A 12,667-nucleotide genomic window follows, 5' to 3' on the forward strand; every position below is an offset into this window, starting at 1 on the left:
CGTGAACTTCGCGCACGGCGCCTTCTATCTGCTCGGCGCCTACTTCTGCTATCAGGCGCTGCAATGGGGCATGTCGTTCTGGCTCGCGCTCATCGTGTGTCCGATCGTGGTCGGCGCGCTGGCGTGGATCGCCGAGAAAGTCCTGCTCTCGCACATCTACGAAAAGGCCCACGAATTCCACATCCTCGTCACCGTCGGTCTCGCGCTGGTGGTGCAGGAACTCGTCATCATCGTATGGGGCCCGCTCGGCGATAACGTCGCGGTGCCCGAAGTGCTCGACGGCGTGGTGATGTGGGGCAACTTCATCTATCCGAAATACCGGCTCTTCCTCATCGGCTTCACGGCAGTGTTCGCTGCGGTGCTCTGGTGGCTGCTCGAAGGCACGCGACTGGGCAGTGCGGTGCGCGCCGGGAGCGAGTCGTCGGAGATGGTGTCGCTGCTCGGTATCAACGTGTTCCGTGTGTTCAGTCTGGCCTTTGCGCTGGGCGCGGGCACTGCGGCGCTGGCCGGCGTGCTCGCTGCGCCGGTGCGCGGCGTCGAACCGTTCATGGGCATCGAAGCGCTGGGCATCGCCTTCGTGGTGGTCGTCATCGGGGGCATGGGCAGTTTCGCCGGGGCACTGGTGGGCGGCCTCGTCATCGGCATCGTGCAAAGCCTGATGAGCACGATCTGGCCGGAAGGCGCACGATTGATGATCTATGTGGCGATGGCAGCGGTGCTGCTCATGCGCCCGCACGGCCTGCTCGGGAGGGGATGATGCTGGTACGTTACCGTTTTTGGCTCCTTGCGGCCGCCGTCACACTGATCCTGCCGCTCACGCTGTCGTCGGGCACGCTCGCCACCGAAGTGCTGGTCTATGCACTGGCCGTACTCGGTTGCAACCTGCTGCTCGGCTACACCGGTCTGCTGTCGTTCGGTCAGGGCATCTTCTTCGGCCTGGGCAGCTACACGCTGGGCATTCTGCTCACGCGTACCGCACTTCCGATGCCGTTGGCCGTCATTACGGCCATCGTGCTGGGCGCAGTGATCGCCGCCGTCGTCGGCAGCTTCGCGATCCGGCAGAAGGGCACGTACTTCGTGATGCTCACGCTCGCCTGCGCGCAGATGTTCTACTTCGTGGCCTATACCGCCACCGACTGGACCGGCGGCGACAACGGCCTGCTCGACATTCCGCGCAAGTCGCTCGCGCTCGGCGGCACGACACTGATCCCGCTCGAGACGCCATGGCAGTACTACACCTTCGTTGCCGTCGTCTTCCTGATCGTGTTCGCCGTGTTGCTGCGCGTGGCCGACTCCGTGTTCGGTCGCACACTGCTTGCCATTCGCGACAACGAGACCCGCGCGGCGGCCATCGGCTACCACGTGAAGACATTCAAGCTCGTGGCGTTCGCGATCTCCGGCGCGGTCACCGCACTCGCCGGGGCATTGCATGCGCTCATGACGGGCATCGCACCGCTGTCGAACATCGAGTACCACACGAGCGAGATGATCCTCGTGATGACGGTGATCGGCGGCACGGGCAACCTGTTCGCGTCGGTGCTGGGCGCGGCGTTCTACGTGCTTGCCGCCGACTGGCTCTCCACCCTGTGGCCGCGCTGGCTGCTCTTGCTCGGCCTGTTGCTCATCGCCGTGAGCCTGTTCATGCATCGCGGACTGTGGGGCGTGGGAGAGTCGCTGTGGCATCGCCTGACTGGCAAACGCGGCCAGGAGAATGACAAGAACGGCAAACTGGACACGCAGGGAGACCCGACATGAGCGACGCACTGATCGAAGCCTCGGGCATCGTCAAGCGGTACGGCAAGTTCACGGCGCTGCATGGCGTGGATCTGCGCGTGGCGCCGCGCACCGTGCACTCCGTCATCGGCCCGAACGGCGCCGGCAAGACCACGCTGTTTCACATGCTCACCGGCACCGTGCCGGTCTCGGGCGGGCGCATCCTGTTCGATGGTCACGATGTGACGACCGAGGCCGATTACCGTCGCGTGCAACGCGGCATCGCGCGTTCGTTCCAGGTCACCGCGCTGTTCCAGAACCTGTCGGTGCGTGAAAACCTGCGTCTGGCCGCGCTGGGGGTGACCCCGCGCCGCGCGCTCTCGTGCTGGCGCAAGGCCGACGGCCCGCGCGCCTGCGCCGCCGTCGTCGACGACGTGCTCACGCGACTGGCGCTCACGCGTCACGCGGGCACCGCTGCCGGTTCGCTCTCACATGGCCAGCAGCGACGCCTCGAAGTGGGCATGGCGCTCGCGGCGCGCCCCAAGGCGATCTTCCTCGACGAGCCGACGTCCGGCATGGGCATCGACGACCTCGACGACATGAAGCAACTCATTCGCGGTCTGCGCGACGACCACACCGTCGTGCTCATCGAACACAACATGAACATCGTAATGGACATCTCCGACACGATCACCGTCATGCAGCAGGGCCGGGTGCTCGTCGAAGGCAAGCCCGATGCGATCCGCGCCGACGACCGCGTGCGCGCTGCCTATCTCGGCAACATGATTACCGGAGGACGCGCATGATCCTCGACGTCGCAGGCATTCACAGCTATTACGGCAAGAGCCACATCCTGCAGGGCGTGTCGCTCAATATCGGCGACGGCGAGCTCGTCACCCTGCTCGGACGCAACGGCGCGGGCAAATCGACCACGCTCAAGACAATCGCGGGCGTGGTCACGCCGAAGGCGGGCAGCATCACGTTTCTCGGCAAGCCCGTTGCCGGACAACCCGCGCATCGCATCGCCGCGCGCGGCGTGTGCTTCGTGCCGGAACATCGCGGCATCTTCAAGCTGCTGACGGTCGAGGAGAACCTCAGGCTCGGCGCGCGACGCGATTCGCCCTGGCAGCTTGCCGACATCTACCGCATCTTTCCGCGCCTGCAGGAGCGTCGCAAGAACGGTGGCGCGCAGCTGTCCGGTGGCGAGCAGCAGATGCTGGCCATCGGCCGCGCGCTGATGAATCATCCGCGACTGCTCATGCTCGACGAACCGGTGGAAGGCCTCGCGCCCGTGATCGTCGAAGAGATCGTGGCGCAGCTCAAGCTCATCAAGCAGGCGGGCGTGGCAATCCTGCTCGTCGAACAGAATCTGGAAGTCTGCACGCAGCTGGCCGACCGGCATTACATCGTCGAGCAGGGCGTGATCGTGTACGGCGCCGACAACGCCGCGTTCCTCGCCGACGACGTGGTCAAGGACCGCTATCTCGGGGTGGGCGTGGCCTGACGCGCCTGTCGCATCTATCGTATCGCGCGACGCGCGCTGCCCCGTCCGAAGCCGTCGAGGCCTCGACACAGCGCGCGCCGCTTTGCCAACGCATGCGCCTTTCGCGACAAACACGGCCAACACGGTCAACGTGATTGCCGCGGCGCATGCCCTGAAGGACTTGTGAACATGGAACGTCTCGATCAACCGGCGGCCGCAGTGCGCGTGGACGGCGCGCGCCTGTGGAACAGCCTCATGCAACTCGCGCAAATCGGCGCGACGGAAAAGGGCGGCGTGTGCCGTCTCGCACTGACCGATCTCGACCGACAGGGCCGCGATCTGTTCGTGACGTGGGCCAAGGAGATCGGCTGTACGGTGCGCGTCGACGCCATCGGCAACATCTTCGCGCGCCGCGCGGGACGCGACGACACCCTGCCGCCCGTGATGACCGGCAGCCATATCGACACGCAGCCGACCGGTGGCAAGTTCGACGGCAACTACGGCGTGCTGGCCGGTCTCGAAGTGCTGCGCACCCTGAACGACAACGGCATCGTGACGCAGGCGCCGCTCGAAGTGGCCGTGTGGACGAACGAGGAAGGCTCCCGGTTCGTTCCCGTCATGATGGGCTCCGGCGTCTACGCAGGCGCCTTTACGCTCGAGCACGCGTTGGCACAGAAGGATCACAACGGCGTGAGCGTCGCCGAGGCGCTGAAGGCCACAGGCTACGCCGGAAAGGACTCCGCTGTGGGCGCACCCGGTGCGGTGGGCGCGTACTTCGAAGCGCACATCGAACAGGGACCGGTGCTCGAAGCGCATGACAAGACCATCGGCGTGGTGCAGGGTGCGCTCGGCCAGCGCTGGTACGACGTGACCGTCACCGGCATGGAAGCGCACGCGGGCCCGACGCCGATGGCATTGCGCCGCGACGCCTTGCTCGCCGCCGCGCAACTGATCCAGGCGGTGAACCGCATCGCCTGCGAGCATGCGCCGCACGCGCGCGGCACGGTCGGCTGGGTCGACAACTATCCGAATTCGCGCAACGTCATTCCGGGCCGGGTGAAGCTCTCGGTCGATCTGCGCGCGGCCGACGATGCCACGCTCGACACGCTGAATGCCAAGCTGCGCGCCGAATGCGAGGCGCTGAGCACGAATGGCATCGACGTGGCCATCGAACAAGTCGTGTACTTCCCGCCGCAACCGTTCGCGCCGGCGCTCGTCGAAGCGATTCGCAGCGGCGCACAGGCGTTGGGGCTGTCGTCGATGGATGCGATCAGCGGTGCCGGACACGACGCCGTCTATCTCGCGCGCGTGGCGCCCACGGCAATGATTTTCGTGCCGTGCAAGGACGGCATCAGTCACAACGAGATCGAGGATGCCGACCCCGTGCATCTCGAGGCCGGTTGCAACGTGCTGCTGCAAGCCATGCTGCAACGCGCAGGAGGTGCCGCATGAAGGTGATGATCGCGCGCATGAATCACGAGACGAATACGTTCTCGCCGGTGCCCACGCCGCTCGAAGCCTTCGGCAATCACGGGCCGACGTATGACGACGACGCCTATCGCGACAACAAGGGCATGCGCACGGCCATGTCCGCGTTCATCGATCTGGCGCACGCGGCCGGTGCCGAGATGGTGACGCCGGTGTCCGCCAGCGCCAATCCGAGCGGGCGCGTGGCGGCGAGCGCTTACGACGAACTGTGCCGCCGGATCGTGGCGGCTGCGGGCGGCGTCGACGCGATCCTCCTCGATCTGCACGGCGCGATGGTCGCCGAGAACAGCGACGACGGCGAAGGCGATCTGCTCGAACGCGTACGCGCCGCCGCACCCGATACCCCGATTGCCGTGGCGCTCGATCTGCACGCGAACGTCACGCCGAAGATCGTGGCGAATGCCGACATCGTCGTCGGCTTCAAGACCTATCCGCACGTCGACATGTACGAGACCGGCGAGCACGCCGGACGTCTGCTGTTTGAAATGCTTGCCGGCAAGCGCCGCCCCAAGGTCGTCTGGCGACAGCCGCCGCTCATGGTGCATTCGCTGCGCAGCACGAGCCACGGCGGTGCGATGAAGCGCGCGCTCGACGCCGCCAAACGTGCCGAGACGGAAGAGGGCATCCCGGCGGTTTCCGTGTTCTCGGGCTTCTCGCTCGCCGACATTGCGTCGCCGTGCATCAGCGTTGTGGTGACGGCCGCCGACGGCGAAGAAGGCGTGCAGCGGGCGCAAGCCGTAGCAGACCGTATCGCGTCGCAAGCGTGGGACGAGCGCGACGGCTTCGTCTATCGCAGCGCCACACTCGACGCCTCGATTGCCGAGGCGAAACGCCTCGCCGAAGGCGCCGACAAGCCGGTGCTGCTGCTCGATCACAGCGACAACTGCATGTCGGGTGGCACGTGCGACACCATGGACGTGCTCGAGGCCGCGCTCGCGGCGGGGCTGACGGGCATCGGTGTCGGCCCGCTGTGCGACCCGGAAGCCGTGGCAACGCTGATCGAGGCAGGCGAGGGGGCCGAAGTCACGCTGGCCGTGGGCAACAAGCGCCCGCTCTCGCAACTGGGCATCACGAAAACGCCGGCGGTCCTCACCGGCATCGTGCGCAAGATCAGCGACGGCGAGTATGTGGTGAGCGGCCCGACCTACACCGGCCAGCGCTGCTACATGGGACGCACGGTACTGTTCGACATCGGCGCGGCGCGCATCGTCGTGACGGAACGCACTCACGAGCCGTGGGATCACGGCGTGTTTACCTGCGTGGGCCTCGATCCGCATGGCGAACGCTTCCTGCTGCTCAAGTCGCGCATGTACTGCCGCCCGGTCTTCGTGCCGATCTCGGCAGGACTGGTCGAGTGCGACAGCAATGGCGTGACCAGCTCCAACTACGCACTGTTCCCGTTCTCGCGCGTCAATCGTCCGGTGTATCCGTTGGACACCGACGTCGCGTTTGAAGCGTAGGTCGGCGGCAAACGCCCACGACGCGCGAGCCGTAATGTAATTCGAAGCGCGCCGCACCTGTCAACCTTGTCAGGTGTCGGACGCCCGATTGCGTCATACGCTCGAGGCTCGGGCGATCATTATCGTCTGCGACGTACTTGCCTGTGCCGTCCGTTCGCCCGAAGACTTCGGGAGAATCCGACTGATGAGTAACGACGTGGTCATCGTGGGGGCCGTGCGCACCCCGATTGGCGAATTCGGCGGCAGCTTGCGCAAGATGGCGCCCGCAGGGCTCGGCGCGGCCGTCATCCGGGCGCTGCTCACGCGTACCGGCGTGTCGGGCGAGGACATCGGCCAGGCCGTCTTCGGCAACGTGCTTCAGACCACACCTCGAGACATGTATCTCGGCCGCCTCGCGGCATTGAGTGGCGGTGTCGCCCCTCACGCGGGGGCATTGACCGTGAACCGGCTGGGCGGCTCCGGACTCGAAGCCGTGCTGCTGGCCGCGCACTACGTCGCGTCGGGCGAAGCCGAGATAGCCGTGGGCGGGGGTGCCGAGACGATGAGCCTCGCGCCGCAACTGCTGCCCATATCGCCCCCCGGCACACCGCCCGGCGAGGCTGTCGTGGCGGACACGCTCCTGCGCGGATTCACTGACCCGATGACCGGGGTTCGCATCGGCGAGTTGGGCGAGCGCATCGCCGCGCGCTTCAAGATCAGCCGGCAGCGACAAGACGCCATTGCACTCTCGTCGCACCGGCGCGCGGCACACGCGGCTGCCGCCGGCTACTTCGACACCCAAATCGTGCCCGTCGACACCGGGGCATCGGACAAGGCAGTGACATTCACGCGCGACGAACGCGTTCGCGCGGCAGTGACTCCCGGCTATTTCGCCAAATTCAAACCTATCTTCCGCCAGGACGGAGGCACCATTACCGCGGCCAACGCCTCGGGCTTCAACGATGGCGCCGCTGCCGTGCTGATGACGACCGCACGGCACGCGAGATTTCACGAGCTGCGCCCGATGGCGCGGCTGATCGCCCATGCACGCGTCGGCGTGATGCCCGAGGACATGGGCATCGCGCCCGTGATCGCCACGCGCGAAGTACTTCGTCGTGCCGAGTTGCGTATTCATCGCATGGACGTGATCGAGCTGAACGAGGTGTTCGCGTCGGACGTGGGGGCTTTTTTGCGCGAGATGGCGATCGACGACACGCGCGTCAATCCGAATGGGGGTGCCATTGCGTTGGGGCATCCGGTCGGTGCGACCGGCGCAATCATGGTGACGAAGGCCGTGCACGAACTGCAACGCACCGGGGCGCGTTACGCGCTCGTGACGACCTGTGTTGGCGGCGGACAAGGTATCGCCGCCATCTTCGAACGCATCTAGGAAGGCGCGAAGGCTTTCGCGCGCCATCGGTCGGGCACGAACGCGCCGCGACCGATGGGCCTGTCTCGACCGGATTACTCGTCGAGCACCTTGTTGCCGGTCTCTTCGAACATCGACACGGCGATGAGCGAGATGACCACGCAAACGATCATGTACCACGCCGGGGCCATCTTGTTGCCCGTCACGCGGATCAGCCACCCCGCCACGAGCTGGGCGGTCCCGCCGAACACCGACACGGCGATCGCATAGGCGCTCGACATGTAGCCCGCGCGCAGATGCTTGGGGAAGTTCTCGGGCATCAGCGCATACGCGGGGGCCGAACCCATCGTGTAGCACAGCATCAGCACGATCAGTGCGGCGAGCACGACCGGCAGCGACGGGAAGTGCGTCATGACCCAGAACGCCGGATACAACAACACGATGAGCGCCACGCGGCCGGCAATCGTCAACGGCTTGCGACGGCCCATCTTGTCCGACCACGCGCCGTAAATCGGGCACATCACCAGCGAAATCGTGCTGGCGGCCACACCGGCGAGCATCGACATCTTCGGCGGCAGACCAAGGTACTGAATGCAGTACGTCGGCATGTAATACATCATCACGTACGTCGAGACCGACATGCCCATGATCGAGAAGATCGTGAGGAACCAGTTGCGCACGTACACGCCGCGCTTCGGGTCGTCGCGACCGGCAACGGCCTTCGCCTTCGGCGGCTCTTCCTGGATGTGACGACGCAGGTAGATGCCGACCGGCGCGATCAGGGTGCCGAGCAGGAACGGAATGCGCCAGCCCCAGCTATGCATGGTGTCGTCGGAGAGCAGGAAGCCGAGGCTTGCCGCCAGACCCGACCCGAGCAGTGCGGCTGCGCCCTGGCTCGCCAACTGCCAGCTCGCACGGAAGCCGCGGCTCTTTGCCCCGCCCACTTCCAGCAGCGTGGCCGTGGCCGCACCGAACTCGCCGCCTTGTGCAAAACCTTGCAGCAGACGCGCCCCGACGATCAGCAGCGGCGCCGCCAGACCGATCTGGGCGTAGGTCGGTGCGAGGCCGATTGCCGCCGAGCCGATCGCCATCAGCAGGATGGTCAGCGTGAGCGCCGGTTTGCGGCCCGCACGGTCGGCGTAGCGACCGAGCACGATACCGCCCAGCGGGCGCATCACGAAGCCGACCGCGAACACGGCGAACGCGAGCAACGACGAGGTGATCGGATCGTCCGCCGGAAAGAACTGCTTGCCGATGGTCAGCGCGAAGTAGCTGTAGACCGTGAAATCGAAAAACTCGAGCAGGTTGCCGATGACGGCTGCGAAAACGATCTTGCGCTGCTGTGACGGGCTCATCTGCGACGGCTGCGCACCGTCAGCCGTCAATGTCGTGGTTGCGATGCTCATGCGCGGTCCTTGGCGAGAAAGCGTTCGACCAGACGCGTCCAGAAGGCGGCACCGATGGTCAGATTGTCGTCGTTGAAATCGTATTTGGCGTTGTGCAGCATCGGCTTGCCTTCGCCGTTGCCCAGGCGAATGAAGCAACCCGGCACCTTCTGCAGGTAGTAGGCGAAGTCTTCGCTGCCGGCGATGGGCGGGAACGGCGAGATGATGTGCTCGGCACCGACCAGTTCCTCGGCCACGCCGCGCGCGAATTCCGTCTCCGCCTCGCTGTTCACCAGCACCGGATAACCGCGGATGTACTCGATGTCCGCGCTCGCGCCGTAGCCTTCGGTGTGCGACTTCACCAGTGCGCAGATACGCTCCTCGAGCGTGGCGCGCACCTTCGCCGAGAACGAGCGCACGCTCATCTCCAGCGTGGCCTCTTCGGGAATGACGTTCGGCGCGAATCCGGCGTGGAACGTGCCGACCGTGACCACGGCGGCTTCGGTCGGGTCGATGTTGCGGGCCACCACGGTTTGCAGCGCCATCACGAGGCTGCTGCCGATCATCACCGGATCGATGGCCAGGTGCGGGCGCGCAGCGTGACCCCCCCGGCCGTGAATGCGCACCTTGACGGTGTCGCAAGCGGCCATGAGCGGACCCGCGCGAAAGCCGAACGTACCCGTGGCAACGCCCGGGTGGTTGTGCAGCCCGAAGATCGCGTCGCACGGGAAGCGCTCGAACAGGCCGTCAGCGATCATCTGCTCGGCACCGCTGTTCGAACCGGCTTCCTCCGCCGGTTGGAAGATCAGGTGGACGGTGCCGTCGAAGTTGCGCGTCTTCGCGAGTTGCTGCGCAGCGCCCAGCAGCACGGTCGTGTGGCCGTCGTGACCGCAGGCGTGCATCTTGCCGTCGTGCACGCTGGCGTACGCCAGACCCGTCTGCTCGTGAATCGGCAGGGCGTCCATGTCAGCGCGCACACCCACGGTGCGCGTGCCGGTCCCGGCCGTCAGCGAGGCGACCACGCCGTGACCACCGACATTGCGCGTGACCTGATACCCCCAGCTTTCGAGCTTCTGCGCCACGTAGCGCGACGTGTCGACTTCCTCGTAGGACAGCTCGGGGTGTTGATGAATATGGTGACGAATGTCAGCCAGTTGCTCGCGGGCATCGGCCAGATCGCCGACTTCGCAATAACGAGTCTCACTCATGGGGGCTCCCTCTCTTTTTCGAATATCGCGGAGTATTGCATCGACGAAAATCTCGACCCATGACGCAAACCACGTCAAAATGTTGCTTTCAAGGCAACGATCAGGCACCGGATTCCCGGACTTCGTGATGACAATCGATGCGTGGATGGACGACATCGGCGAGCGCTCGCTCAAGTACCTCGCCGAAATTGCCGCGACCGGCGGCGTGCGCATGGCGGCCGAGTCGCTCGGGGTCAATCCGTCGGTGGTCAGCCGCCAGATCGCCGCGCTCGAGCGGCGTTTGCGCTTCCCGCTGATCGAGCGGCGCGGGCGCAACGTGAGCGTCACCGAGATCGGTCAGGTCCTCATCGACTACTACCGCGACGGCCAGCGGCGACAGCGTGATCTGTCCGCACGGCTGGAAGAGTATCGGCACCTGAAACGGGGGAGGGTGGCCATCGGTGTCGGCGAGGGCTTCATCGGCCGGTTGATCGCGCAGGCGTTGCAGCGCTTCTCCATGAGCTATCCCGACATCCTCGTCGAAATTCGCTCCGGTCCCACGCCAACGGTGCTCTCGCTCGTGCGCGACGACGTCGTCGACATCGGCCTGTGTGCACGCTCCGCCGACGATCCGGCAATGCGTATCCATCCCTTTGCGCCGAAGCCGCTGTGCGCCGTGGTCGCGCCCACACATCGCTTCGCGAAGCTCACCAGCGTGCCGCCCACGGAACTCGAACACGAGCGGCTCATCTTCATGACCGAAGCCCACGGCGTGCAGCACTTCGTCCACTCGGTGCTGGAAACCACGCGACTGAACGTCACGCCCGCGTATCGCGTCGACCTGTTCAATACCGCGCAAACGCTGGCTGCCGCCGGACTGGGCGTAGCGTTCATGTCCGCCATTACGGCGCGGCGCGGCATCGAACTCGGCGAACTCGTGGCCGTGCCCATCGATCACCCCATTGCGCTCGGGTTCTCAAGTCAGATGATGACGCGCGTGGGACGACGTCTTTCGCCGGCCGCCGACCATCTCTGGAAGCAACTCGCACAGAGTCTCGCGCATCGCTGAGGGGCACGGTCGGCACGTGCCTCGCCGCAGATGGCGTATTATCGGCCGGGTGTTGGATAAAGCCTGCCTGATCGATGACCGACTCGAACCAACCCGCCCACCGGCGACTCCGCGCGCGCTTCGTCGCGATTTCCTGGCGTGATCTCGCCGTTTCCTTCGGGCCCGTGGTGCTCGTCTCGATTGCCGCCATCTGGCTCGCCGTCTGGCTGGTCAAACCGGCGCCGCCACGTACCGTCACGATCAGTGCCGGCCCCGAAGGCAGTTCGTTCTGGAATGCCGCACAGCGTTACAAGACGATCCTCGCGCGCGACGGCATCACCCTCAACGTGTTGCCCTCGGAGGGCTCGCGCCAGAACGTCGAGCGCCTGGCCGACGACGCACAGAACGTCGATCTGGGCCTCGTGCAGGGCGGTGTTTCGCAAGGCCTGAATATCGACGGCCTCGTATCGCTGGGCAGCGTGTTCTTCGCCCCGATTTCCGTGTTCTATCGCGGCCCGCGCGTATCCAAGCTCTCGGACTTGACCGGCAAGCGCATTGCGATCGGCCGCGAGGGCAGCGGCGCGCGTGCGCTCTCGCTTACGCTGCTCAAGGCGAACGGCATCGAACCGGGCGGCCCGACCACGCTCACCGCCTACGATGGCCAGGAAGCGGCACAAGCGCTCATCGATGGTCGCGTCGACGCTGCCATGCTCACCGGCGACACCGCCACCGGTCCCACGATGGGCAAGCTGATCCGCGAGCCGGGCGTGCATCTGATGAGCTTCGCGCAGGCCGAGGCCTACACGCGACGGTTTACCTACCTGAATCAACTCGTGCTGCCGCGCGGCGTGTTCGATCTCGGCCGCAACCTCCCGTCGCAGCCGGTCTACGTTATCAGTCCAACCGTCGAGCTTGTGGCGCGCGACAGTCTGCATCCTGCGCTTTCCGATCTGCTGATCGAAGCGGCGAAGGAGGTGCACGGCAGGGCGAATCTGCTACAACGCGCCGGCGAGTTCCCGTCGGCGCAGGTGCACGAGTTCCCGATCTCCGACGACGCCGCGCGGTACTACCAGTCGGGCAAGGGCTTCCTGTACCGGCATCTGCCGTTCTGGATCGCGAGCCTTGCCGACCGCATCATCGTGCTGCTCGTGCCGATCATCGTGGTGCTGATTCCGGCGTTCCGGCTGGTCCCGGCGCTGTATAGCTGGCGCGTGAAGTCGCGGCTGTATCGCTGGTATGGCGCGCTCATCGGGCTCGAGCGCGAAGCCTTGTCCGACGACGCCCATGCCGAGTATCAAAGCCTTCGTCACCGGCTCGACGCCATCGAGGCGGCCGTCAATCGCCTGAAGATTCCGCTCGCGTATGCAGATCAGTTCTATGTGCTTCGCGAGCACATCGGCTTCGTGCGTCAGCGGCTCGATGCGATGAACACCGAGCCGGCGGCGGCGGGCATGGCCGGCGAGAGCGCAGTGCAACGGGCCGGCGGTGTGCCGCCGGATGACGCAGAAGGCCGCTTGAAAGACGCCTGATGCGCCGGACGACCGCCGCGGCATCT

The 12,667-nt window shown here is 65.8% G+C and carries 11 protein-coding genes; 9 read left to right on the forward strand and 2 right to left on the reverse strand.

All coding sequences use genetic code 11. The annotated features are described in order from the left end of the window. The 7 genes from ABWO90_RS12415 to ABWO90_RS12445 form a co-directional block, all read left to right on the forward strand. Nucleotides 1-757: branched-chain amino acid ABC transporter permease (locus tag ABWO90_RS12415; protein WP_353191543.1), on the forward strand; the 757-nt coding region annotated here is incomplete at its 5' end. Beyond that, the gene (locus ABWO90_RS12420; RefSeq protein WP_353191544.1) at nucleotides 757-1,755 is read left to right on the forward strand and encodes a branched-chain amino acid ABC transporter permease; all 999 of its coding nucleotides are present in this window, start codon (nucleotides 757-759) and stop codon (nucleotides 1,753-1,755) included. The genes ABWO90_RS12415 and ABWO90_RS12420, both read left to right, overlap by 1 nt. Continuing rightward, nucleotides 1,752-2,519: an ABC transporter ATP-binding protein gene (locus tag ABWO90_RS12425; RefSeq protein WP_353191545.1), complete on the forward strand. Its 768-nt coding sequence runs from the start codon at nucleotides 1,752-1,754 to the stop codon at nucleotides 2,517-2,519. The genes ABWO90_RS12420 and ABWO90_RS12425 overlap by 4 nt, the downstream gene beginning before the upstream one ends. Continuing rightward, a complete protein-coding gene (locus ABWO90_RS12430) occupies nucleotides 2,516-3,217 on the forward strand; it encodes an ABC transporter ATP-binding protein (RefSeq protein ID WP_353191546.1) in 702 nt (233 codons plus the stop codon). The genes ABWO90_RS12425 and ABWO90_RS12430 overlap by 4 nt, the downstream gene beginning before the upstream one ends. Nucleotides 3,218-3,385: 168 nt before the next feature. After that, nucleotides 3,386-4,648, forward strand: coding sequence for a Zn-dependent hydrolase (locus ABWO90_RS12435; RefSeq protein WP_353191547.1), 1,263 nt, complete (start codon nucleotides 3,386-3,388; stop codon nucleotides 4,646-4,648). Beyond that, entirely contained in the window at nucleotides 4,645-6,144 is a 1,500-nt protein-coding gene (locus ABWO90_RS12440) for a M81 family metallopeptidase (protein ID WP_353191548.1), read from the forward strand. The genes ABWO90_RS12435 and ABWO90_RS12440 overlap by 4 nt, the downstream gene beginning before the upstream one ends. A gap of 184 nt (nucleotides 6,145-6,328) precedes the next feature. After that, nucleotides 6,329-7,513 (forward strand): acetyl-CoA C-acyltransferase, encoded by a 1,185-nt coding sequence (locus ABWO90_RS12445; RefSeq protein ID WP_353191549.1) that lies wholly within the window; start codon nucleotides 6,329-6,331, stop codon nucleotides 7,511-7,513. Nucleotides 7,514-7,587: 74 nt separating this feature from the next. Here ABWO90_RS12445 and ABWO90_RS12450 read toward each other — a convergent pair whose 3' ends face one another. Together ABWO90_RS12450 and ABWO90_RS12455 are read right to left on the reverse strand one after the other, a co-directional pair. Beyond that, nucleotides 7,588-8,898 carry an MFS transporter gene (locus ABWO90_RS12450; RefSeq protein ID WP_353191550.1) on the reverse strand — a complete coding sequence of 437 codons (1,311 nt, stop codon included), beginning with the start codon at nucleotides 8,896-8,898 and terminating at the stop codon, nucleotides 7,588-7,590. Continuing rightward, complete coding sequence (locus tag ABWO90_RS12455; protein WP_353191551.1) at nucleotides 8,895-10,085, reverse strand: M20 aminoacylase family protein; 1,191 nt, start codon at nucleotides 10,083-10,085, stop codon at nucleotides 8,895-8,897. The genes ABWO90_RS12450 and ABWO90_RS12455 overlap by 4 nt, the downstream gene beginning before the upstream one ends. A gap of 127 nt (nucleotides 10,086-10,212) precedes the next feature. Between ABWO90_RS12455 and ABWO90_RS12460 the strand changes: the two genes are divergently transcribed. Then, nucleotides 10,213-11,133, forward strand: coding sequence for a LysR family transcriptional regulator (locus tag ABWO90_RS12460; protein WP_353191552.1), 921 nt, complete (start codon nucleotides 10,213-10,215; stop codon nucleotides 11,131-11,133). 74 nt (nucleotides 11,134-11,207) lie between these two features. After that, a complete protein-coding gene (locus ABWO90_RS12465; RefSeq protein ID WP_353191553.1) occupies nucleotides 11,208-12,641 on the forward strand; it encodes a TAXI family TRAP transporter solute-binding subunit in 1,434 nt (477 codons plus the stop codon). Nucleotides 12,642-12,667: the final 26 nt, after the last annotated feature.

It is taken from the genome of Pandoraea pnomenusa (genome assembly GCF_040391475.1).
GTDB lineage: Bacteria > Pseudomonadota > Gammaproteobacteria > Burkholderiales > Burkholderiaceae > Pandoraea > Pandoraea pnomenusa_C.

Bases quoted from the DNA above. Each gene is read 5' to 3' on its own strand.
- ABWO90_RS12420 (WP_353191544.1), top strand. From the start codon at position 757: ATGCTGGTACGTTACCGTTTTTGGCTCCTTGCGGCCGCCGTCACACTG.
- ABWO90_RS12425 (WP_353191545.1), top strand. From the start codon at position 1,752: ATGAGCGACGCACTGATCGAAGCCTCGGGCATCGTCAAGCGGTACGGC.
- ABWO90_RS12430 (WP_353191546.1), top strand. From the start codon at position 2,516: ATGATCCTCGACGTCGCAGGCATTCACAGCTATTACGGCAAGAGCCAC.
- ABWO90_RS12435 (WP_353191547.1), top strand. From the start codon at position 3,386: ATGGAACGTCTCGATCAACCGGCGGCCGCAGTGCGCGTGGACGGCGCG.
- ABWO90_RS12440 (WP_353191548.1), top strand. From the start codon at position 4,645: ATGAAGGTGATGATCGCGCGCATGAATCACGAGACGAATACGTTCTCG.
- ABWO90_RS12445 (WP_353191549.1), top strand. From the start codon at position 6,329: ATGAGTAACGACGTGGTCATCGTGGGGGCCGTGCGCACCCCGATTGGC.
- ABWO90_RS12450 (WP_353191550.1), bottom strand. From the start codon at position 8,898: ATGAGCATCGCAACCACGACATTGACGGCTGACGGTGCGCAGCCGTCG.
- ABWO90_RS12455 (WP_353191551.1), bottom strand. From the start codon at position 10,085: ATGAGTGAGACTCGTTATTGCGAAGTCGGCGATCTGGCCGATGCCCGC.
- ABWO90_RS12460 (WP_353191552.1), top strand. From the start codon at position 10,213: ATGACAATCGATGCGTGGATGGACGACATCGGCGAGCGCTCGCTCAAG.
- ABWO90_RS12465 (WP_353191553.1), top strand. From the start codon at position 11,208: ATGACCGACTCGAACCAACCCGCCCACCGGCGACTCCGCGCGCGCTTC.